Here is a 23472-nt window from a genome sequence, read left to right on the forward strand (position 1 = left end):
TGACGGCCGACCTTATTTTCCCAAATGCTAAACCGCATTTAAAAAAGACATAGGCCCTTCGGCTAAATGAAGGGACGCTTGCCCTCTCCAAGCCCCTCCCAGCCGGCGATCGCCATCAATTCCTCACCGTTTTGAACTTCGCAGCCGCGTTCCTGCCAGCGGATCAGACCGCGTTCCCCAAGCTTTCTCAGGGTCTTGTTGGTGTGAACGATGGAAAGACCGAGAGTGTCGGCGATGTGCTGTTGTGTGATGGGGATGAATTTGCGGCCGTCGAAGAGATCGAGCTTCCTGCCGCGCTCATACAGGAAAGCGATGAGATAGGCCGCTCTTTCCAGTGCGGTGCGGCGGCCGATGCTCAGGAGATGCTCGTCCAGTATCCGCTCTTCGCGCGCGGCGATCCAGGTGATGTCGAAGGCGAGCGACGCATGTTTGTTGTAGAGCGTCATCAGCCGGTCACGCTCGAAGACGCAAAGCGAAACGGGTGACAGCGCTTCGATGGAATGCTGCATTTCGCCGGCGATCGTTCCCTGCAGACCGATCAGGTCACCGGGCATGATGTAATTCAGAATCTGGCGGCGACCGTCCTCCAGCATCTTGTAGCGGAAGCCCCAACCGGACAGCACGGTGAAAAGATGAGCGCTGTGGGCGCCCTCAACGAGGATGGTGGAACCGGCATCGACGGCAAGTTCGCCGCGCTTAAAACGCGAAACGAATTCGAGCTCGTCTTGGCTAAATTCCCTGAAATGCGGCAGGGGCCGCAAAGGACATAGCTCGCAAGGAGTCTTGAAGGAATGGATGCGTTTCGAGGTTGCCATGCCTGCCCTGCGGTCGCGCAACGACGGCGCGTCAGGCGCGCCGTCGATGGGGAAATGCTCAAAGCTCGGATTCGTTCCGCAACGAACCGAATTTTTTCCTAAGAAACAAGGCACTGGAGGCTAGCCGATAAAATCGTTGCCATCCTTATTTAGGAAATTCGAGGCCCATTTCGCGGAACCGCTCCGGGTCATCACCCCAGTTTTCGCGAACCTTGACGAAGAGGAAGAGATGGACCGGCTGCTCTAATATTTCCGACAATTCCTTGCGAGAGGCAGTCGAGATCGCCTTGATGGTTTCGCCAGCTTTGCCGAGGGCGATCTTTTTCTGGCTGTCACGCTCGACATAGATTACCTGCTCGATCCGCACCGAGCCGTCCTTGCGCTCCTCCCACTTTTCCGTTTCGACATGCGAGGAATATGGAAGCTCCTGGTGCAGGCGCAGAAACAGCTTCTCGCGGGTAATCTCGGCGGCGAGTTGGCGCATGGGAAGATCGGAGATCTGGTCTTCCGGATAGTACCACGGCCCCTCCGGCAAGGTGGTGGCCAGATAATCCATGACGTCGTCGCAGCCGGAACCGGTTTCGGCCGAGATCATGAAGGTGCGCTCGAAAGCAATCTTCTCGTTGGCGCTCGCGGCCAGCGCCAGCAGATCCTCGCGGTTGACGCGGTCGATCTTGTTCAGCACCAGGATCTTCGGCTGCTGGACTTCCTTGAGGCCTTCAAGGATGGCTTCGGCATCACCGCGCAGGCCGCGCTCGCTGTCGATCAGCAGCATGATCAAGTCTGCATCCTTGGCGCCGCCCCAGGCGGATGTCACCATGGCGCGGTCGAGCCGGCGGCGCGGCTTGAAGATGCCGGGCGTATCCATGAAGACGATCTGGGCATTGTCGTGGATGGCAATGCCGCGCACGATAGCCCGCGTCGTCTGTACCTTATGGCTGACGATCGAGACCTTGGCGCCGACAAGACGATTGACCAACGTCGATTTGCCGGCATTGGTCGGCCCGATCAGCGCGACGAAGCCCGAATGCGTCGGACCATGGATTTGTGCAGCAGCGTCGGCCGCGATATCTTTTTCTTGAGTCATTGTCCCGTCAGTTTCCGGCAGGCGATTGCTGCCAAATGCCTTCACGCTCGAGCATCTTGGTCGCCGCAACCTGTTCGGCGGCACGCTTCGACCGCTCTACGCCGGTTTCCGGCTTTATGCCAGCAACTTCCACCGTCACCTTGAAGCGCGGATCATGGTCCGGTCCGCTACGTTCATCAACCCGATAGATCGGTGTGACGCCGAATTTCGCGTGTGACCATTCCTGCAGCTCGGTTTTGGCGTCGCGCTTGGCGCCGTCGGCCCTGACCGCCCTGCCTTGCCAATAGCGCAGGATGAACCGGCGGGCGACTTCGAGACCGCCATCGAGATAGATCGCGGCGATCAGGCTCTCGACGACATCGGCGCGCACATTCATCATGCGCTTGCCGGTCAATTTCTTCACATCGGCGCCGGTGCGGATATAGAGATGCAGATTGAGTTCGTCCGCGACCGCGGCACAGGTTTCAGCACTGACGAGCTGGTTGAGGCGAACCGAGAGCTCGCCTTCCCCCGCCGTGCCGAAGGTGCGGAACAGCAGCTCGGCGATGCAGAGCCCGAGCACCCTGTCGCCGAGAAACTCCAAACGTTCGTAATTGCCGCCCTTTTCAGTCCGGGCGCTGGCATGGGTCAGCGCGCGGTCCAGGCGTGCCTTTTCGGCGAAGTCATGGCCGATCAGGCTTTCGAGCTTTGCGCGGTCTGCCGCAGAAAGCGTCTGCGCCTTGCTCATTCAACGACCTTGAAAAGGCGGTCCCATCGCATGTTGGTCGGCCACTTCCAGATTTCGCGGAAAGACGTGTCGTTGCCAAGCGAGAAGAAGATGACGCTGGCGCGACCGACAAGATTTTCAGCCGGCACGAAGCCGACGTCGAAGCGGCTGTCCAGCGAGTTGTCGCGGTTGTCGCCCATCATGAAATAATGGCCTTCCGGCACGATGAATTCGCGGGTGTTATCGCCGCGCGACACCGGCGACTGGTCGAGCGTGTCGTAAGTCTTGCCGTTATCAAGCGTCTCGCGGAATACCGGCACGTCCTCGCCCGGATCGAGCTTGTAGTCCGAGGTGAAACTGCCATCAGCCACCTTCGGAACCGGCTTGCCATTGACGTAGAGAACGCCGTCAGTGACCTGAATATGGTCGCCGGGCAGACCGATGCAGCGCTTGATGTAATCGACATCGGGATTCGGCGGGAAGCGGAAGACGACGATATCGCCGCGCTTCGGATCGGAGCCCAAGATGCGGCCGCTAAACAGATCAGGCGAGAAGGGCAGCGAATACTTCGAATAGCCGTAAGCGAACTTATTGACGAAGATATAATCGCCGACGAGCAGCGTCGGCATCATTGAACCGGACGGAATAGTGAAGGGCTGGAACAGCACGGTTCGAATCACCATCGCCAAAATCAGCGCCTGAATGATGACCTTGATATTTTCCCAGAGGGCGTTCGGCTTGGTATCGACTTTTTCGGACACTCAGTCTTATTCCTTCAAGACGCCGTAAAGGCGCAATTCTTTCTGCCGTTCTCTCTAGCGGCTTCGGCCGGTTGCGGCAATGGCGACAACATTAAAAGCGACGAGAGGTCGCGATCAAACGCTCCCGGGGTCACGATCAAACGCTCCCGGGGTCACGATCAGAGGCTCTCGGGCAACGCCTCAATGATAACGAAGGCCTGCGCCAAGGGATAATCATCGGTTATTGTCAAATGAATGGCGGGCCGATGGCCCGCGGGCAGCATCGATTCCAGGAGCACGGCAGCGGTACCGGTCAACTGCATGGTCGGCTTGCCGCTCGGCAGGTTGACGACTCCCATGTCCTTCCAGAAGACGCCCTGGGCGATGCCGGTGCCGAGCGCCTTGGAACAGGCCTCCTTGGCGGCGAAACGCTTGGCATAGGATGCGGCGCGGTTTGCCCGGCGGTCGGAGCGGGCGCGCTCGATCTCGGTGAAGCAGCGGTGGGTGAAGCGCTCGCCGAAGCGCTCGATCGATTTCTCGACACGACGAATGTCGATCAGATCGCTGCCAATGCCGATGATCATGCCGGAACCTTCCGTCGCCCAAGAATTCTGTACCGGTTCATACGCTCGGTATGTCGCCGGCCGGACCCGCCAGGCGCAGGCGCGCCCGCTCCATCAGCCGCGTTCGGCGGCGGGCCTGAAACCCCTTGACGGTGTAGAACGTCAGCGCATAGAGCGCAACGGCGGTTACGATCCCCGGCGGAATAGCGCCGATCAGCATCGGTTCCAGCACTGGCCTCCACAATTCGGTGAAGTTCAGCTTGTGAAAGAGCGCGGCGAGATCCACCGCCTGACCGGCCAGATGATCCTCACGGCTGAGCAGCAGATGGCCGATCTCCCAGGTGACCCCCCAGATGAAGGGATAGGTCAGCGGATTGCCGAAGGCGGCGCAGCCGAGAGCCGCGGCCACCATATTGCCGGAGAGGAGATAGGTGATGACGAAAGCCATGACGAAATGCACGCCAATGAATGGCGTCCACGAGACAAAGACGCCCGCGGCCACGCCGGCCGCAACCGCATGCGGCGAAGCGCTCAGGCGCAGGATGCGCATTGTCAGGTAACGGATCGGGCGAAGGAAACCTTTTCGGGGCCATAGAAGCTCCCGCATCTTTTCCTTGAAACCCGCAGGCTTGCGACGGCGAAACAACATGTTCGCTATTTAGTGCAGTGCACCGGACCATGACAAGAGCGGCAAATGGCACCGCCCGAAACAGCCCCCTTATCTTTCTTGCAAAGGAGCATCTTCATGCCGAGGGGCGCTCGTCGTACGTAACGTCCCTCACTCGACCAAGTATAAAGGCGGTATCAGCGATTGCGGAACAGACCGCGGTCGACCTGACGCTGACGAAACTCGAGATCGATACGATCCAGCGAGCCGTTCAGATAGGCCATTTCACGTTCCTGTGTGGTCGGAGCGCGAAAGGCGCGAGCGATTTTCCTGATAGGATCAAACATTACCTTGCCTCATCTTCTGTTTACGTTTTCGATGATCAGAAGATAGTCCTGCCAAAGGCTAATTACCACCGCTGCAACATGGACACAGCTATGCGCTCAACGCATTCCTTGCCTTATTGCTGCGCCATGACGATTATAAACCGATCATAAAATGTGCATTTTCGTCGATCAGGTCCCTGGCAGGCTTAACAAAAGCCTACTCATAGAGCCGCCGGACCGTGGCGATGCAATCCAGGTCCTTCATCTGGGCGAGCAACTGGTTGAGCTGGCGCAGATCCCACACCTCGACTTCCAGCATCATCTCGGTGAAGTCGGCTGCCACGCGCACCGTATTCAGCATGCGAATATTGACGTCGAGCCCGGCCACGGTCTGGGCGACCTTGGCAAGCGTGCCGGGCTCATTCAAAGCATTCACCATGATACGCGCCATGAAACGCGACTTGTTGGCCTCGTCAAGATCCCAGCGCACATCGATCCAGCGATCGGGCTGATCGTCGAAACGCTGCAGGCTCGGCGACTGGATCGGATAGATGGTGATGCCCTTGCTCTGATCCATGATGCCGACGATGCGGTCGCCGGGCACGGCGCCGGTCGAGGCGAACTTGACGTCGACATTGCCGGACAGACCGCGGATCGGGCCGACGTCGACATCGGCATCGAGTTCCGAATGGCCGCCTTCGGCGCCGGCCTTGGCTTTGCCGGGAATCTTGAAGATCATGCCTGCGGCGCTGCGGACATTGAACCAGCCGTCGTCGCCGGAAGGCTTGACGGTGACGCGCTCGTCCTGATGGTCGGGATAGACGGCGCGCAGCACGTCGAGTGAGGACATCTCGCCGCGGCCGACGGCGGCGATCGCATCCTCGACATCCTTCTGACCCAGACGGTGCAGTGCCGGTTTCATCGCCTCGCGCGAGAAAATCTTGCCGGCCCGGTTGAAGGTGCGCTCGAGAATGCGGTGACCGAGGCCAGCATATTGTTTGCGGATCGCCATGCGGGTGGCGCGGCGGATGGCGGCCCGCGCCTTGCCGGTGACGACGATCTCCTCCCAGGCGGCGGGCGGGACCTGCACGCCGGAGCGGATGATCTCCACCTCGTCGCCATTCGCAAGCCGCGTCACCAGCGGCATGATGCGGCCGTTTATCTTGGCGCCCACCGTGGTATCGCCGATATTGGTGTGCACCGCATAGGCGAAATCGATCGGGGTGGCGCCACGCGGCAGGGCAATCAGCTTGCCCTTCGGCGTGAAGCAGAAGACCTGATCCTGGAAGAGTTCGAGCTTGGTGTGCTCGAGGAATTCCTCCGGGCTGTCACCTTCGGCGAGCGCCTCGATCGTATGGCGCAGCCAGGAATAGGCATTGGATTCGCGCGAAAGAATGTCGCCATCGGCATTGGTAGCGCCGTCCTTGTAGAGCGTGTGGGCGGCAATGCCGAATTCCGCGATTTCATGCATGCGCTTGGTGCGGATCTGCAGCTCGATGCGCTGGCTGGACGGACCGACGATGGTGGTGTGGAGCGAACGGTAATCGTTCTGCTTCGGTGTCGAGATATAATCCTTGAACCGGCCGGGCACGACGCGCCAGCGCGTATGGACGATGCCGAGCGCCCGGTAACAGGACGGGATGTCCTCGACGATCAGACGGAAGCCGTAGACATCGGAAAGCTGCTCGAACGACAGCGACTTCGATTGCATCTTGCGAAAGACCGAATAGGGCTTCTTCTGCCGGCCCTTGACATAAGCGCTCGTCAGGCCGCTTGCGACCAGGAGGTCGCGCAATTCGGCCTCGATCTTCTTGACGATGCCTTCGTTGCGCTTGGAGAGCTCTTCCAGCCTTTTCGTGACGGTCTCGTAGGCCTCCGGATTCATGTGCCGGAAGGAAAGCTCCTCCAGTTCCTCGCGCATGTCCTGCATGCCCATGCGGCCGGCGAGCGGCGCATAGATTTCCATCGTCTCCTCAGAAATGCGGGCACGCTTGTCGGCCGACATGTGATCGAGGGTGCGCATATTGTGCAGGCGATCGGCAAGCTTGACGAGCAGCACCCGCACGTCATCCGATATGGCGAGCAGCAGCTTGCGCAGGTTTTCCGCCTGCTTGGCCTTCTTGGTGACGAGATCGAGCTTCTTGATCTTCGTCAGCCCCTCGACCAGTCGGCCGATATCCTCGCCGAAAAGCTCGTCGATTTCGGCGCGCGTCGCCGTCGTATCCTCGATCGTGTCATGCAGAAGGGCAACCGCGATCGTCGATTCATCGAGATGCATGTCGGTCAGGATCGCGGCGACCTCAAGCGGATGCGATATGTAGGGATCGCCGCTCGCGCGCTTTTGCTGGCCATGTTTCTGCATGGCGTAAACATAGGCCTTGTTCAGCAGTGCTTCATTGGCATCGGGCTTGTATTGCTGAACCCGCTCCACGAGTTCGTACTGCCGCATCATTCCAAAGCCACTCCGACAAAAACAAAAGCGCGCCAATCAACGATTGGCGCACACATGGGCAATAATATGCCTAAGCAATAAAGGCGCAAGATTGACGATTGGTAATCGTCGCTCTTTTCCGGATCAGATCCGGTCGAGACGCTTAATAATCGTCGCTCTTTTCCGGCGGCACGAGGCCCTCGATACCGGCAAGCAGCTCTTCTTCCGACATCTGGTCGAAAGTGATCGTCTCCGGCAGGTCATCCTGCTCCTCGCTGTCGGCGGCAGCAGCGCCGCCGGCGGCGATCATGCTGGCCGGATCGGGCTCGGGCTCGTCGACTTCGACATGCTTCTGCAGCGAATGGATCAGATCTTCCTTGAGGTCATCGGGCGAAAGCGTCTCGTCGGCGATTTCGCGCAGCGCCACGACAGGATTCTTGTCGTTGTCGCGATCGATGGTGATCGAGGCACCCTGGGAAATCAGCCGGGCGCGGTGGCTGGCGAGCAGAACCAGCTCGAAGCGGTTCTCTACCTTGTCAATGCAATCTTCAACTGTGACACGGGCCATTGCCTGTCCTTTACGGTCGTCATTTCGGGATTAGCACGCCCGATACAATTAAAACCGGGCAAATACAAGTTTTTCGTTCCGGCTCCCCTCGTCTTTATCCGGTGCCGAGCTAAATTTCCATGGAGAATGTGACAATTCCACCAAAGGTTGCTTGGAATATGCGGAACCGTGCCCTAAATCTCTCTTATATGAACAGATGGTAAAGTAAGCATCAGATCAAAAATCACAATAAGCCATTGTATTTATTGAAATTTGATGCCCTGCGAATTTCGATTTCTCTCATTGGAATTGGTAAACGATGTTTGACCCACGCGAAAAAATTGCACTCTTTATTGACGGCGCCAACCTCTACGCTGCATCCAAGAGCCTAGGTTTCGACATAGATTACCGCAAGCTCTTGAAGGCATTCCAGAAACGCGGCTACCTCCTGCGCGCCTACTATTATACGGCTTTGATCGAGGACCAGGAATATTCATCGATCCGTCCTCTGATCGACTGGCTCGACTACAACGGCTACAAAGTCGTCACCAAGCCTGCCAAGGAATTCACCGACTCCATGGGCCGGCGGAAGATCAAGGGCAACATGGACATCGAACTTGCGATCGACGCCATGGAACAGTCCGAAACCGTCGACCATCTCGTCATCTTCTCCGGCGATGGCGATTTCACGAACCTCGTCGAGGCGCTGCAGCGCAGAGGCCGCAAGGTCTCGGTGATCTCGACCATGGCGACGCAGCCGCCGATGATCGCCGACGACCTGCGGCGGCAGGCCGATCATTTCATCGATCTCTTGTCGCTGAAGGCTGAGATCGGTCGCGATCCCGCGGAGCGGGCGCCGCGCCCGGCCGAAGTCGCCCCGGCCAGCGATTTCGAGGACTGATCGAAAACGCCGCGAGCCGATCGGCTGCGGCGTGATGGTCAGCCGTTTTCCTTCAATAAGCGGCTCTTCTGCCGGTTCCAATCGCGCTCCTTCTCGGATTCGCGCTTATCGTGCAATTTCTTGCCCTTGGCGAGTGCCAGCTCCATCTTCGCCCGACCCCGATCGTTGAAATAAATCTTGAGCGGGACCAGCGTCATGCCTTCGCGGTTGACGGCGGAACGCAGACGATGGATTTCACGGCCCGACAGAAGCAGCTTGCGGCGCCGGCGCGGTTCGTGATTGAAGCGGTTCGCCTGCAGATATTCCGGCAGGTAGGAGTTGATCAGCCAGATCTCGCCATCCTCGTCCGACGCATAGGATTCTGCGATATTGGCTTTGCCTTCGCGCAGCGACTTCACCTCCGTGCCCTTCAGCACGAGACCTGCCTCATAAGTATCGATGATCTCGTAGTTGAAGCGGGCCTTGCGGTTTTCGGCCACGACCTTGTTCACCACGCGCTGGCTGCCTTTTGGGGCCATGACGATATTTCCTTCGAGGTTGCGCGAAAAGTCGCGCCCTCATTGCTTGCCCTTTATGTAAGGGAACGATCCGGCCTTGTGAAGACGACCGGTCCCCTCAGTTCAGCAAGCCTGCATGACGCATGGCGGCGTCGATCGCTGCTTCGGTTGCCGGCTCCAGCGTTGAAAGCAGCGGCGAGCGGACATTGCGGCTCATCCGGCCGAGCTTGGAGAGGCCGTATTTGGCGCCGCAGAGACCGGGCTCAAGGAAGATCGCCTTGTGCAGCGGCATCAGCCGGTCCTGATATTCCAGCGCGCGGGCGTATTCGCCGGCCAGCGTCGCGGCCTGAAAATCCGCGCAGAGGCGCGGGGCGACATTGGCCGTCACCGAGATGCAGCCGACGCCGCCATGAGCGTTGAAACCCAGCGCCGTCGCGTCCTCGCCGGACAATTGCCGGAAGTCCTTGCCGCAGGTGATGCGCTGCTCGGAGACACGCTCGATCTTGCCCGTTGCGTCCTTGACGCCGACGATATTGCTGTGCGCCTTGGCGAGAGCACCCATCGTCTCCGGCGTCATGTCGATAACCGAACGGCCGGGGATATTGTAGATATAGATCGGCAGGGCGACGGCCTCGGCAATCGCGGAAAAATGGGCAATCAGACCCTTCTGTGTCGGCTTGTTGTAATAGGGCGTGACGACGAGCACGGCGTCGGCGCCGACCTTTTCGGCATGCTGGGCGAGTTCGACGGCCTCACGCGTATTGTTCGAACCGGCGCCGGCCATGACCGGAACGCGTTTTGCCGCCACTTCGATGCAGAGTTCCACGACCCGCTTGTGCTCGGCATGCGACAGCGTCGGCGATTCGCCAGTCGTGCCGACCGGAACGAGACCGCTGCTGCCTTCCTTGATCTGCCAGTCGACATGGGCGGCGAAGCTCGCTTCGTCGATCAGTCCGGCATCGGTGAAGGGGGTGACGAGGGCGGGAATGGACCCGTTGAACATGCAAAGCTCCTCACGACCAAATCCTTGCTTCGGCCGCATTCCATGAATATTTTGCGCACCATAGAGCGCCGAAATCATCGCGACAAGCGCGGAGAGTTCGGTTTAGGGCAAATTCCGATAGCAGATGTGAATGAATTTTACCTGGTACGGTAAGGTTTCGTTAAGATGCCTCCAGCCAAATGGGCAGGGCGTGTTTTCGTTGCGAGATCCCGGATGAAGAAAGCTGTGCTGATTCTGACCGCCTTCGGCTTTGCTGCCGCCGCGTGGGGCAGCCTCGCGTCGCCGCTTCCCGGCGAAAGCATTCCGACGCCTGAGGTCAAGCCGATCGGCTTCGTTCCCGAGACATCGATTCCGGAAGCGCTGACAACCGGCGCCATCCCCCGCAATCCGGCCGTCGCGCCGGTCGCCAATGACTTGAAAACCGGCCTCGATGCGCTTTCCGCCAGGAATCCGCAACTGGCCCTCTCGATCCGCGACAGCCTGCGCGAGGGCACGCTCGACCGCCATATCCTCACCTGGGCGATCGCCGTCTCCGGCTTGAAGGGCGTTCCCTCCTATGAAATTGCCCGTGCCGCGCAGGAGCTCAAGGGATGGCCAGGCCTTTCAAGGCTGCGCGCCTATTCCGAACGAGCGCTCTACGACGAAAACCCCGCCCCGTCAGCGGTGCTCGCCGCCTTCGGCGATACCGCGCCGGAAACGATGCAGGGCGCCGTCATTCTCGGGCGGGCGCTGACTGCGTCAGGCAAGCAGGCGCAGGCGGCAAAATATATCCGCAAGGTCTGGCGCACCGAGGCTCTCGACAAGGCGAGTGAAGACAAGATCCTCCTCGAGTTTTCCGCCCTGCTGACGCCAGCCGATCACAAGGCGCGGATGGACTATCTGATGTATCGTGGCAGGGTGGCGCAGGCCAAGCGCTTCGGCGACATGGGCGAGGCGCAGTCCCTCTACAAGGCCTGGGCCGCCGTCGACGCCAAAGCCGCCAATGCCGGCGCGCTGCTCAATAGCGTCGAGCCGAAATGGCGTGGCGATGCCGGCCTGCTATTCGCGCGCATCGAATATCTGCGCAAGCAGGACAAATATACCGAAGCGGCGGCGCTTCTGGAGAAGATGCCGCGTGAACCGGGCGAACTCGTCAATTCCGGAGAATGGTGGAACGAGCAGCGGATCGTCAGCCGCGGCCTCGTCGATCAGGGACAATTCAAGCCTGCCTACCGCATCGTCGCAAGCTCCGCGGCAACCAGCCCGACTGATATCGTCGAGGCCGAGTTCCATGCCGGATGGTATGCGCTGCGCGGGCTGCAGGACCCGACAACGGCAGAAAAGCATTTCCGCAAGATTCTGGTGACTTCGAACGGTCCCATCTCGGTGTCGCGCGCCTGGTATTGGCTCGGGCGGGCCGCCGAGGCCGGCGGCCCCGGCAACTCCGGCGAATTCTATGGCAAGGCCGCGAATTTTCCCGGCACCTTCTATGGGCAGCTCGCGGCCGAAAGGCTTGGACGCAAGACGCTCAACGTCAGCTATCCCACCCCGAGCGCAGCAGACCGCCAGAGTTTCCAGGCGCGCGAGGCCGTGCAGGCAATCGCCCGGCTTGAGGCAGCCGGACATGGATGGCGGGCCGACATCCTCTATCTCGCGCTCGCCGATCAGCTGCAAAGTCCCGGTGAACTGGCGATCCTTGCGGCGCAGGCCGAGCAATCAGGCAATCATCATCTGTCGCTGCAGGTCGGCAAGATCGCCTATGGCCGCGGCATCGATGTCGCCGCGCTCGCCTTTCCCGTCGGCGTGATCCCGCCGAATGCCAATATCTCCGGCTCCGGCAAGGCCCTCGCCTATGCGATTGCCCGGCAGGAGAGCGCCTTCAATCCGGCCGCCGTTTCGGCGGCGAATGCACGCGGCCTGCTGCAGCTTCTGCCCGGCACGGCCCAGGCGGTGGCCAAGCGCCACAACATCACCTTTTCGAAGGACAAGCTGACTGCCGATGCCGGTTATAATGCGACGCTCGGCGCGCATTATCTCGGCGAGCAGATCGAAGCCTTCGGCGGCTCCTACATCCTCACCTTCATCGCCTATAATGCCGGACCGAAGCGGGTGCCGGAATGGATCGGACGCTACGGCGATCCACGCGGCAGGCCGATCGACGAGATCGTCGACTGGATCGAGCGCATCCCCTTTCCCGAGACGCGTAACTACGTGCAGCGGGTGATGGAGAATTATGAAGTCTACAAGGCCCGCCTTGGCCAGTCGACGGATATCGAGCGCGACCTGATCGGCGGACGCAGCGCCTCCTGAACCGTTTGGCGCGCCTTGAAAAGCAGGCTGGTCTTTTGTTTTCCGCATGTCTTTATCGCAAAACCGCTGCACACTTTTGCGAGACATGCTCTACACCTTCTGGATCAGACAGGTCTCGAGGATGCGATGCCGAACGTGGATGCAGGCGGTTTCCAGGAACGATTTTACTCTTCCTCCGATGGACTGAGGCTTTATGCCCGCGACTACCGGCCCGAGGAGGCGGCAGCCGCCGAACGGCTGCCGGTGATCTGCCTGCCCGGCCTGAGCCGAAATGCCCGGGACTTTCATCCGCTTGCGCTGCTTCTCAGCCGCGACAGAACCGGCCCGCGCAGGGTGATCGCGCTCGATTCGCGCGGCCGCGGAAATTCTGCATGGGATGAGAACAAGGCCAATTACAATCTCGCCGTCGAGACCGGCGACATCATTGCCGCCTGCGCGGCATTCGGCATCGAACGGGCGGTTTTCATCGGCACGTCGCGTGGCGGCCTGATCCTGCATTTGATCGCGGCGACACGCCCGGATCTTCTCGAAGCCGTCATCCTCAACGACATCGGGCCTGTGATCGAAGCTGAAGGGCTGGCGCTGATCCGAGATTACCTCAACGGCGGCAGGAGACCGGCGGACTGGACCGAGGCGGCCGAACTATTGAGGGAAAATCATGGTGCCTCGTTTACCGCGCTTGGAGAGCAAGACTGGCGCGAGATGGCGCTTGCCCTTTATCGCGACGTTGGCGGAAGGCCAGTCGCCGACTTCGATCCTGCGATCGCAGAGGCATTGAGAGCCATCGATTTCAGCCAGCCGCTGCCCGATCTCCGGGCACAGTTCGAAAGCCTGAGCCGCCTTCCGCTGATGTTGATCCGTGGCGAAAATTCACCGCTGCTTTCGCAGGAAACCGCGAGCGAAATGGCCCTACTGCATCCCGGATTGATCCTTCATAGCGCCGAAGGGCAAGGACATGCGCCCCTCCTTCATCTCGGCAATATCCCTGCAGCAATTCGCGATTTTCTCGCAACCTGCCGGTAGGTCGATTAATCGGAACGGAAATTCGGCTCCCGCTGATACCCGAGCTTTTCGGGCGGCTGCCTGAAATCCTGGCGCACGCCGTCCCCCGGCGTGTGTAGGAGGCGGCTTTCTCAGTTCGGTTCCCGGATGGCATCATCCAGGCCGCGCAACAGCGGGTAGAGGAAATAGGAGATCACCGTCCTGTTGCCGACCTTGATCTCTGTGGAGACGGTCATGCCCGGCAGCAGTGTGACCGGCACGTCCGAGGCGTTCAGTCTCGTGTCGGCAAGCAGGATGCGAGCCTTGAAGAAGGGCGCGGCCGGCTGGCTCGGGGTGGCGGTCTGTTCCTGCTGCTGGCCGGTCATAAACGTGTCCTGGCTGATGGTGCGAACTTCGCCCGACGCGGTGCCGTATTTCTGGAAAGGATAGGCGTCCAGCTTGATGCGAGCCTCCTTACCCACGGCGATGCGGCCGATGTCGCGGGTGTTGATCGAGACTTCCGCTTCGAGCGGCACGTTGATCGGCACCAGCGTGACGATCGGTTCGGCTTCGCGCACGACCGAGCCGATAGAGCGCTGGGCGAGATCGAGCACGACGGCGTCGGCAGGTGCTGTCAGCGACACCATGTTGCGGCGCAGCTCCATCTTCTTCAGTTCCTCGTCGGCCATGTCACGCTGGCCGCGCAGCTCCACCAGCTGTTCCATCGCGGCGCGGCGGAAATCCTCGATGAAGGCCTGGCGGTCGGCTTTCAGCTTGGCAAAGGCATGCGCCGCCTCGTCGGCTTTGCCGCGCACGGCGGTCAGATCGGACTCGACGTCGAGGCGGGCGTCGCGCGAGCCGAGCATGGTGATCAGCGAGCCGCTCTGCTTGTCGTAGAGCCGCGTGCGGGCGCCTTCGATCTGCGAGAGCGTGTCGCGCCTGTCGATGAGCACGGCCTCCTGGTTCTTGGCCGCGGCAAGCGCTGCCGACTGGCCGGCGATCTGCTGCTCGAAATTCTGCAGCTGCGCCGTATAGAAGGCGCGCCGCTGGCCGAAGAGCTGCACCTGCAGCATCTCGTCGGGCGTCGTTCCCGCGATCATCGTGTAGTCGTCTCCGGCTAATTCCGCCTCGATGCGCTTCACCTGGGCGTCGAGTGCCGAGAACTTCGCCTGCTGCTGGTCGACATCGGCCTGACTGAAGGTGGCGTCGAGAGTTGCGAGCGTCTGGCCGGCATGCACCACCTCGCCGGCCTTCACATCGATCGTGCGGATGATCGAGGTTTCGAGCGGCTGGACGACGATGGTCGGCTGGGTGGTGACGAGCTTGCCGGGCGCAATCACCACCTCATCGATATCAGAGACGGAGGCCCAGATGATGATCGCAGCAATCAGCGCCGTCACACAATAGAGCGTCATGCGCGCAACGCGCGGCGGAGCACGTTCCTCGAGCTCGACGGCGTCGGACTGGAATTCGGCAATTGCTGGCGGCAGGGGCGGGCGAGCGACGAGCTGCCCGCCCCTGCCTGGCGGCCCCTTGTCTGAAGGGCCATGGTCTGAGGCACCCTTGTCTGATGGAATTGGCAGGTTCTCGCTGGATTTTCTGACACGCGCGTTCATGCGACCTGCCTCATTTGCTGTGCCCACAGGTGGCGATAGGTCATGCAGCGCGACACCAGCTGATCGTGCCGGCCGATATCGGCGACCTTGCCGCGATCGATGACGAGAATGGCATCGGCATCCACAAGCGTCGAAAGCCGGTGCGAGACGATGACGACGGTGCGCCCGGCAGCGATACGCCTCAGATTCTCGCGGATGATCGCCTCGCTGTCGGGGTCGAGCGCGCTCGTCGCCTCATCGAAGATCAGGAGCTTCGGATCGGTGATCAGCGCGCGCGCAATGGCGAGCCGCTGCTTCTGGCCGCCGGAGAGGTTGGCGGCATTTTCCTCCAGCATCGTATCGAAGCCGCGCGGCAGCCGCTCGATGAACTCTTCCGCGCCGGCGATGCGTGCGACCTCCATGATTTCCTCGATACTGGCATCCGGCTTGGCGGCGGCGATATTGTCGCGCACCGTGCCGCGAAACAGGAAATTATCCTGCAGCACGACGCCGATGCTGGTTCTGAGATGCACGAGGTCGATTTCGCGGCTGTCATAGCCATCCATGCGCACCAGCCCTTCCTGGCTCTGGTAGAGGCCCTGAATCAGCCGGGTGATGGTCGTCTTGCCCGACCCGCTCTTGCCGACGACGCCGAAGACCGAGCCCGCCGGAATGGCGAAGGACACATTGTCGAGCGCAGGCGCCGCATCGGGAGCATAGCGGAAGGTGACCCTGTCGAATTCGATGCGGCCATGCAGATGCGGTCGCACGCCTCGGCCGCGGCCGGCCTGCTCCGGCCGCTGGTTCATGATCTCGCCGAGCATGCGCACCGAAAGCGCTACTTCCTGATATTCGTGGACCATGGTGACGATCTGCACCAGCGGCCCCGAGACGCGGCCGGCGAGCATGTTGAAGGCAACAAGCGCGCCGATCGTCATCGCGCCGCTGAAGACATCGAGCGCGCCGAGGCCGATAATCGCCACGCTCATCAGCTTTTCCAGAAGCCCGGTCATCGACTGGGCGATGGTGGAGATTTTTTCGACCCGGAAACGCACTGAGATCGACTGCGCCGAATAATCGTCCCACACCTTGCGCTGGCGCGGCTCCAGTGCCAGCGACTTGACGGTGCGCATGCCGTGCACGGTTTCCACCAAGAGGGCCTGCCGGTCGCCTTCGGCCTGGTAAAGCGCCTGCAGGCGGCGCTGGAACGGCCCGACGAGCATCATCACCACCAGCCCGACGAGGGCTGCGAAGCCGAGCACCACGAGCGTCAGCTTGACGCTGTAGAGAAGCAGGATCGGCACGAAGACGAAGAGCGATACGCCGTCGAGAAGCGTCAGGAACAACCGGCCGGTCAGGAATTCGCGGATGCGTCCCGTCTGCTGCATATGCTTGACGAGAACGCCCGCCGAGGCCTGCTCGAAGAGCGCGATCGGCAGGTTGAGCAGATGGCCGAAGGTGCGCGTCGCCACCCGGATGTCGATCCTGTTGGTGGCATAGAGCAGCAGATAACGGCGCAGGAAACTGAAGGTCGCATCGAAAACGAGCGCGACCGCGATACCGACGGTCAGGACCGTCAGCGTCGCATAGCTCTGATGCACGAGCACCTTGTCGATAACGAGCTGGAAGAACATTGGTGTCGTCAGCCCCAGCCCGTAGAGCACGAAGGCTGCAAGCGCCACATCGCGGAAGAAGCTGCGCTGCCGGATGATTTCGGGGACGAACCAGCGGAAGCCGAAGGGCCGGTCCTCATCCGACATGCGATAGTTGCGCTTCAGCAGCACCACCGATCCGAGCCAGGCCTTGGCGAATTGCTCCTCGCTCAGCAGCATGACTTCGGGACGGGTGGCGAGCGGGTCGAGAACGCGGATCCGCTCATCCTCGCCCTCCCCGAGAGCGCCGGCGATGACCACCCAGTTGCCGTTCGAAAGTTCGGCAAGCACCGGGAAAGCCTCGCCGAGCTGGAACATGCCTCGCCAGTCGAGCGTCAGATGCCTGGCCCTCAGGCCGGCATCCTTGGCCATCCGGAGCATTTGCCGCACGGCCACCGGATCGTTGCCGACGGCATAGTCGTGTTGCAGTCGCTCAGGCGAAAGATCGACGCCGTGATGACGCGCGACGAGCGCAAGACAATGCAGATTGGTATGCAGAAAACCACTCATGGCCCACCCGAAACACTACGAGACCGAGGCTTTGCCTGTTGTCAGTTGAAATTCGGCGACGCGTTTGAAGCACCCTGCGCCGGCTGGATATCGGTGGCGGCGGCAGCCGACATCTCCCCGATGCGACGAACCGCACCCGCCTCGACCAAACCGCCAAGCGCCTTCTGCATGAGGTCGACCGCATTGGCGAAGGCATCGACAGGCATGATGATGCGCTGGCGGAAAACCGGCTTCGGATTGTTGTTGGCGTCACGATCGGTGGCCGAGAGCGACATCAGGTCGATGCGCACGATCGTTCCCGTGACGGTGATTTCGCCGATACCGTCTGCATAAAGTTCGCTGCTCATTGTTCTCTCCTCTGGTTGATAATCAAAACCTGTTCACCTTTGAGTCGACGCATCGGATTATCCGAAAACCGCTTCACATTTTTCGGTTCGATGCGTGCGTGTCGTGCCGCCATGGCGGAAACGGATCGCGAAGACCGACGGCGGTCTGGGGATCGAAACCCCTCTCCTCGCCAGTCAGGCATTCGTCGAGAGCAATGCGGATGGCGCTCTCATCGAAGCCGGAGCCGATGAAGACCAGTTCCTGGCGGCGGTCGCCCCAGACATCGTCCCAATGCCGGTCGAGCAACTGGCGGAATTGCGGATGGCGCGGCCAGTGCGCGCGCGGCACCGAGGCCCACCAGAAACCCCTGGTACCGATGCGGCATTGGGTGCCGGCGATCGACAGCAGGCCGATCTCGTCCGGTCGGGTCGCCAGCCAGAAATGACCTTTTGCCCTGATGATGCCGGGCAATGGCTGCTCCAGCATGCGGCCCAGCCGTGCCGGATCGAAAGGCCGGCGGCTGCGATAGACGAAGCTTGTTATGCCGTATTCCTCGGTCTCCGGCACATGATCGCCCCAGCCGTAAAGCTCCTTGTGCCAGAGCGGATGGCGCGCGGCCCTGACCTCGCTGAAGAGCCCGGTATCCATGATTGCGCCAAGCGGCACCTGGCCAAAGACCGCCTCGATGACACGGGCATCCGGATTGAGCGCCGCGACGACCCGGCGAACTTCCGCGAGCATTGCGGGCGGCACGTCGCCTGCCTTGTTGATGATGACGACGTCGGCAAATTCGATCTGTTCGACGAGGAGTTCGACGAGCTTGCGCTCGTCGTCTCCATCACGGCTCTGGCCGCGATCGCTCAGAAACTCCGCACTGGCATAATCGGCGAGAAGATTGACCGCGTCGATGACGGAAACCATCGTGTCGAGCCGTGCGACATCGCAGAGTGCTGCTCCACTCTCGTCACGGAAGGAGAAGGTCGCTGCTATCGGCAGGGGCTCAGCGATACCCGTACCCTCGATCAGCAGATAGTCGAAACGGCCGGCGGCGGCGAGGCGGCGGACCTCGCTCAGGAGATCGTCGCGCAATGTGCAACAGATGCAGCCGTTGGTGAGCTCGACCAGGGTTTCGTCCGTCCTAGAGAGGTTGGCGCCGCCGTCACGGACGAGATCGGCATCGATATTCACCTCGCTCATGTCGTTGACGATCACGGCGATCCGGCGTCCCTCGCGATTGTTCAGGACATGATTGAGGACAGTCGTCTTGCCGGCGCCGAGAAACCCCGCCAGGACCATCACCGGAAGTCGATTGTCTGCACCCGTCATCGATACCCCCGCTCGCCTTTACGCCGCGAGCTGCGGTTTGAACGCCACGTCCACATAGTAGTTTGTGCTGTTGTAACTGCTGGTCGGGAACAACCCGCTCGATCCATAAGCGTAGAGACCGTTGTCACCGCTGAGCGCCCTGAGGTCGCCGCTCGTCTTCTCGGTGCTGAAGTAATTGCCCGTCGCCGAGTAATTGCCGTTCGTGCTGTAGGAAACGACATAGGTCGTATCCGCTTCGACCGCGACCTGCTGGGTGAGCGTGGCAGTCTGCCAGCCGCTTGCCGTTTCGTTGCTGAAGGTGATGCTGGCAAGCAGCGTGCCCGAGGCGGTCCAGAGATAACCGTTATGCGGGCCTATATTGTCGGCGCCCTTGTAGAAGCGGAGGCCCGTGACCCAGCCTGCCGTGTCTGCCTGAAATTTCATGCCGAGATTGACCGGCTGATTGTCGTTCACGGAGACGACTGCGGGCGTTTCATTGGCACTGAAGACGTTCTGCTCGCTTGCCTGGGAGTTGACGGCAAGCGAAACCTGGGCGGATGCCGTGCCGCCCTGACCGTCGGCGATGGAATAGCTGAAGCTTGCCGGCCCGGTATATCCTGCCGTCGGCGTGAAGGTGACGGTCTGCGTCTGGCTGTCGTAGGACACCGAACCGTTGACAGCGCCGCTGACGCCGGTGATGACAAGCGGGTCGCCATCGGCGTCGCTGTCATTTGCGAGCAGGTTTGCAGCGGCGATCGACAGAGCCGTATTGGTATAGGTCGTATAGCCGTTGTCATTGGCGGCGACCGGCACCGTATTGCCCGCCGACTGGTTGAAGACGACGTCGACCCAGTAATTCGTCGACTGGTAGCTTGACGTCGGGAAGGTCGAGCCCGATCCGACCGCGTAGACGCCATTGCTGCCTGCAAGCGCCGTCAGCGAGCCGTTGGTATGCGCCGCGTTGAAATAGTTCGAGGTCGCCACATAGGTGCCGGTCGTGTGGTAGGAGGCGACATAGGTCGCACCCGCCGTGATCTGCAGCGGAGTGGCGAAGTTCGCGGTCTGCCAGCCGGAAAGCGACTCGTTGGTGAAGGTGACCGTGGCGACGAGCATGCCATCGGCCCTCCAGATGGAGCCGGTGTGCACACTGGTATCGCCGGCAGCCTTGTAATAGCGGATGCCCGAGATCGTGCCGTTTGAGGAAGCGACGAACTTCATTCCGAGTTCCATCGCCGTATTGTCGTTGAAGCTGCCGCCGCTGGGTCCCTCACTCGCCGTAAACAGTGTCTCGCCGGCCGAACCAGTCTGAACGGTCAGGCTGACATTGCCCTGATCCGTGCCGCCGCGCCCGTCCGACAGCGCATAGGTGAAGCTCGCCGGGCCTGAGTAATCGTTGGCCGCCGTGAAAGTGATGGCGCCGGTCTGCTTGTTGAGAGCGACCGTGCCGTTGACGGCATTGCCGACGGCGGTGATGGTCATCGCATCGCCATTGGGATCGGTATCGTTTGCCAGGAGTGCGGCAATGGAGATGACAAGCGTTCCGTTGTGGCCGATGATCAGCCCGCTGTCGTCGGTCGCGACCGGCTGGCTGTTGGGGCCGGCATCGAAGACCACGTCCACCCAGTAATTGGTACCGCCGGGGTTCTGGCCGGGGAATGTGCCGGCAGTGGTCCCGTAGGCGTAGACGCCGCCTCCATCGACGGCCTTCAGCGCGCCGCTGGCATAGGGCTCGCTGAAATAATTGGCAGTCATCGAGTAGTAGCCGTTGCTGTGATAGGAGGCCACATAGGTCGTGCCGGCCGCAATCTGGATCGGGCTGGAGAACATCACCGTCTGCCAGCCAGAGAGCGATTCACCTGTCGATACGCCGGTCGCCAGCAGCGTCCCGGTGCTGCTCCAGAGGCTGACGACATGTTCGCCGATATTGTAGAAGTCCTTGTAGAAGCGGATCCCCTCCACCGAGCCTGCCGTCGTCGCCTGGAAGCGCAGGCCGAGCTCGACGGAATCGCGATCGACCGCCGTCTCGGTCGCGGGCTTTTCGGCCAGTGTCCAGAGGCCCTGCGTGCCCGGCAGCGTAACGGTGACCTGCTTGCCGGCCGATGGCGCCTCCAGATTGACGCTGTCGTCGACGGCGCGTGACAAGATCGTATAGGTGCCGCTCGCCTGGACGACCCAGTTATAGGTCCAGCTCTCGCGGCCCGTGGCCTTGAACCAGTGCTGGCCGCCGTCGGTGGAAACCTCGACGCCGGCAATGATGCCGCCGCCGAAATCCTGCGCCGTTCCAGTGATCGTCACGTGCTGCCCTTCGAGGAAGCTTGCGCCAACGATGGGCGAGGTAATCGACGAGGTGGGCTTCAGCGTATCGGTCGATTGGGTCGCGAGGATCAGGCTCGCATCGAGCGTCGTCGGCTGGATGCCCATGTCCGCGAACATGTTGACCATCGCCTGCTGCACGTTGCGATCGGTTGGCGTTGCCGGCCCCTGATGCTGATCATTCAGCCCCCAGGACCAGAAGACGGTGCCGGCGCCGAAGACGAGCGCGCCACTTGCCGCCCGGTACATGGTCAGGCTGTGGGTCGCCACCGCATCGCCGATCGTGGAACCGTAATCGCGGAGGTAGGTGTTCACCGCGACCGAGGAGAGCGACAGGTCGATCAGTCCAGCCGGACGGAATCCGTTCTCGACATCGGAATCCCATTCGTAGCCGAGCAGGTTCTGCACCAGATTGTAGGTTTCACCCTCCTGAAGCTCTGCCACATCGGTATTGCGCCAGAAGCGAAGGTTCGAATAGTCGTAGGGGATGGAGATCGTATCCTGGCGGTAGCTGTCCACCTGGAACATCGTGCCCGTCAGCGAATTCTCCGGCTCCTGCCCCGGATCGGCATAACGCGGATCGCGCCAGGTGCCGGTGCCGACATTGCTCGGGTCCGTGCTCGTGCCGTAGGTCTCCTTGTAGCAGACCATGGTGCGGTAGGCCTGGCCGCTGCCGTCGATGCTGCTTTCCCACCGGACTTTCCAATAAACCTCATTGCCGCTCCAGAAGGCGAGGTTCACGCCGGCATCGCGCGCGGCCTCCACATTGGTGCGCTGCTCGGCCGACCAGTATTCGTCGTGGCCGACGGACAGAAAGGCATCATGGTTCAGCAGGAGGCTGCCACTGCGTGTAGCATCGACGCCGGAAATATAGGAAACGTCATAGCCGTTCTGCTCCAGCCACTGGATAGCGGAATGCTCGACGCCGAAGACGAAATCGTGCGAGCCGCCGACCGGGCTCGTATTGGTGATGATCGGCCTGTTATAGCTGACTGCAGAGGCGCGGCCGATGGCGGTCAGACCGCAGCTGCAGTTCGGCGGCAGGTAGCCGATCATATCGGCCGGATCGACGGGGACCTCGCCATAATAGAGGCTGGCGCCGCCCCAGGCATTATAGGCCTGCCAGGTCGTGTCCGAGGTCTGGAAGACGATGTTGCTGTGCGAGGAGTCGTCGCGCACGACGAAGGGAATGATGCTGGCATCCTCGGTGCCATCCTCGCGCACCAGCTTGGCAAAATAGACGCCCGAGACGGCGTCGGTGGGGATCTGCCAGCTGGCGGACACTGACCAGTTGCCGCAGTCGATGAGACCGAGCGACATATCGACGATCGGATGCGGCTGGATCTGCGCCGTCGTCAACTGCTGCTCGATCGAGTCGACCTTGCGCGCACCAGCCCCGCCGTAATAACCCATTCGGTAGATGTCGATGCGGTAATGCGTGGAATCGGTGGCGATCTTGAAATCGACGGTCTGGCCGATATTCGTGCTGATTTCAGTGGCGAAGCCCTGGATGGTGCCGTTGCCGTCGCCCTCCAGACCCCACTCGCTGATCGGGTTGCCCTGCTTCAGGTTTTCGAGTGCGATCCTGTTGAGCGTGACCGCAGCCGGAGCGACCGCCGGTGCGGCCAGCGCTGAAACCGCGCTCGTGTCGGCCGGAGCGTCCTGGCTCGGCTCCACCGAGAGGGATGCTATCGAGGCCTGAAGGCGCAACGAAGTCGTGTCGAGACTGCTGGAATAAGTGACCGGCACAGCCGTCGTGGCGCTTCCGGTGTCGGCATCGCTGGTAATGCCCGTCAGCTCAGGCGCGGCAGGCAGCGTCGCAGCCTCTTCGTACGGATCCGGGGCAAGCACGGTGTCTTGCGATATCGAGGAAGGCGTCTGGAAGACCGTCGCAGCCGACGCCGTCTTCGTGGAGCTGTCTTGTGCCCCGCCATCTGCCTCAGGCGCCGGTATGGCCATCGACGAGGCAGGGGACGATTGCATATCGCCGGATGACATCAGCGAAGCTGTGACTGTGCCGGTGAAAGAGGATTGGACGGTTGCGCTGCCTTGATTGGCAAAGCCGGAAGAACCCTGGGTGCTCGAAGACACTACGGTTGGAGTTCCAAGCAGCGCGGCCCGGCCGGTGATAGCATGAGTGACGCATGGCGTGCCGCCGGCAGCAGTCAGATATTTGCGATTCCGCACATGAAATCTCAGCAAGAGCGGCGTCCCCGTTTCCCGTCGACCAGCATTGGATGACTTCATCCTGCCAGCTTTCGAAACGGAACGTACGAC

At 61.1% G+C, this 23472-nt stretch carries 19 protein-coding genes; 3 read left to right on the top strand and 16 right to left on the bottom strand.

The window, feature by feature from the left end:
- Positions 1-62 precede the first annotated feature (62 nt).
- From HJC00_RS21355 to rpoZ, 9 genes are all read right to left on the bottom strand, one after another.
- The gene (locus HJC00_RS21355) at positions 63-815 is read right to left on the bottom strand and encodes a Crp/Fnr family transcriptional regulator (protein WP_221103849.1); all 753 of its coding nucleotides are present in this window, start codon (positions 813-815) and stop codon (positions 63-65) included.
- Between the two features lie 145 nt (positions 816-960).
- Positions 961-1902: a GTPase Era gene (gene era / locus HJC00_RS21360; protein ID WP_221164572.1), complete on the bottom strand. Its 942-nt coding sequence runs from the start codon at positions 1900-1902 to the stop codon at positions 961-963.
- Positions 1903-1909: 7 nt separating this feature from the next.
- The gene (gene rnc / locus HJC00_RS21365; protein ID WP_064706760.1) at positions 1910-2629 is read right to left on the bottom strand and encodes a ribonuclease III; all 720 of its coding nucleotides are present in this window, start codon (positions 2627-2629) and stop codon (positions 1910-1912) included.
- Positions 2626-3369 (bottom strand): signal peptidase I, encoded by a 744-nt coding sequence (lepB, locus tag HJC00_RS21370; RefSeq protein WP_210628487.1) that lies wholly within the window; start codon positions 3367-3369, stop codon positions 2626-2628. Before lepB ends, rnc begins: the two co-directional genes overlap by 4 nt.
- Positions 3370-3527: 158 nt before the next feature.
- On the bottom strand, positions 3528-3932 hold the full coding sequence (gene acpS / locus HJC00_RS21375; RefSeq protein WP_210628488.1) for a holo-ACP synthase: 405 nt from the start codon (positions 3930-3932) through the stop codon (positions 3528-3530).
- Positions 3933-3969: 37 nt separating this feature from the next.
- On the bottom strand, positions 3970-4560 hold the full coding sequence (locus HJC00_RS21380) for a DUF2062 domain-containing protein (protein WP_210628489.1): 591 nt from the start codon (positions 4558-4560) through the stop codon (positions 3970-3972).
- A gap of 155 nt (positions 4561-4715) precedes the next feature.
- On the bottom strand, positions 4716-4865 hold the full coding sequence (locus HJC00_RS21385; RefSeq protein WP_064706756.1) for a DUF3563 family protein: 150 nt from the start codon (positions 4863-4865) through the stop codon (positions 4716-4718).
- Positions 4866-5061: 196 nt separating this feature from the next.
- Positions 5062-7296, bottom strand: coding sequence for a bifunctional (p)ppGpp synthetase/guanosine-3',5'-bis(diphosphate) 3'-pyrophosphohydrolase (locus HJC00_RS21390; protein WP_064801517.1), 2235 nt, complete (start codon positions 7294-7296; stop codon positions 5062-5064).
- A 142-nt stretch (positions 7297-7438) separates the two neighbouring features.
- The gene (gene rpoZ / locus HJC00_RS21395) at positions 7439-7843 is read right to left on the bottom strand and encodes a DNA-directed RNA polymerase subunit omega (RefSeq protein WP_011424719.1); all 405 of its coding nucleotides are present in this window, start codon (positions 7841-7843) and stop codon (positions 7439-7441) included.
- A 298-nt stretch (positions 7844-8141) separates the two neighbouring features.
- On the opposite strand from rpoZ, the gene HJC00_RS21400 reads away from it, so the two are divergent.
- Entirely contained in the window at positions 8142-8723 is a 582-nt protein-coding gene (locus HJC00_RS21400; protein WP_003578261.1) for an NYN domain-containing protein, read from the top strand.
- Between the two features lie 38 nt (positions 8724-8761).
- On the opposite strand, the gene smpB is transcribed toward HJC00_RS21400, so the two are convergent.
- Both smpB and dapA read right to left on the bottom strand, forming a co-directional pair.
- The gene (smpB, locus tag HJC00_RS21405) at positions 8762-9241 is read right to left on the bottom strand and encodes an SsrA-binding protein SmpB (RefSeq protein ID WP_210628490.1); all 480 of its coding nucleotides are present in this window, start codon (positions 9239-9241) and stop codon (positions 8762-8764) included.
- A 97-nt stretch (positions 9242-9338) separates the two neighbouring features.
- The gene (gene dapA / locus HJC00_RS21410) at positions 9339-10223 is read right to left on the bottom strand and encodes a 4-hydroxy-tetrahydrodipicolinate synthase (RefSeq protein ID WP_085859039.1); all 885 of its coding nucleotides are present in this window, start codon (positions 10221-10223) and stop codon (positions 9339-9341) included.
- A 213-nt stretch (positions 10224-10436) separates the two neighbouring features.
- Here dapA and HJC00_RS21415 point away from each other — a divergent pair, with 213 nt between their 5' ends.
- On the top strand, positions 10437-12512 hold the full coding sequence (locus HJC00_RS21415; protein ID WP_221155873.1) for a lytic transglycosylase domain-containing protein: 2076 nt from the start codon (positions 10437-10439) through the stop codon (positions 12510-12512).
- A 126-nt stretch (positions 12513-12638) separates the two neighbouring features.
- Positions 12639-13535 (top strand): alpha/beta fold hydrolase, encoded by an 897-nt coding sequence (locus HJC00_RS21420; RefSeq protein WP_221155874.1) that lies wholly within the window; start codon positions 12639-12641, stop codon positions 13533-13535.
- Positions 13536-13645: 110 nt separating this feature from the next.
- On the opposite strand, the gene HJC00_RS21425 is transcribed toward HJC00_RS21420, so the two are convergent.
- The 5 genes from HJC00_RS21425 to HJC00_RS21445 form a co-directional block, all read right to left on the bottom strand.
- Positions 13646-15109: an HlyD family type I secretion periplasmic adaptor subunit gene (locus tag HJC00_RS21425; RefSeq protein ID WP_221155875.1), complete on the bottom strand. Its 1464-nt coding sequence runs from the start codon at positions 15107-15109 to the stop codon at positions 13646-13648.
- Positions 15106-17250, bottom strand: coding sequence for a peptidase domain-containing ABC transporter (locus tag HJC00_RS21430; protein WP_221147324.1), 2145 nt, complete (start codon positions 17248-17250; stop codon positions 15106-15108). The genes HJC00_RS21425 and HJC00_RS21430 overlap by 4 nt, the downstream gene beginning before the upstream one ends.
- Positions 17251-17291: 41 nt before the next feature.
- A complete protein-coding gene (locus HJC00_RS21435; protein WP_210628495.1) occupies positions 17292-17597 on the bottom strand; it encodes a hypothetical protein in 306 nt (101 codons plus the stop codon).
- Positions 17598-17670: 73 nt separating this feature from the next.
- Entirely contained in the window at positions 17671-18903 is a 1233-nt protein-coding gene (locus HJC00_RS21440; protein WP_210628496.1) for a GTP-binding protein, read from the bottom strand.
- An 18-nt stretch (positions 18904-18921) separates the two neighbouring features.
- The gene (locus HJC00_RS21445; RefSeq protein WP_221164573.1) at positions 18922-23442 is read right to left on the bottom strand and encodes a DUF4082 domain-containing protein; all 4521 of its coding nucleotides are present in this window, start codon (positions 23440-23442) and stop codon (positions 18922-18924) included.
- Between the last annotated feature and the right edge of the window lie 30 nt (positions 23443-23472).

This window comes from Rhizobium sp. NLR22b (assembly GCF_019685295.1).
GTDB lineage: Bacteria > Pseudomonadota > Alphaproteobacteria > Rhizobiales > Rhizobiaceae > Rhizobium.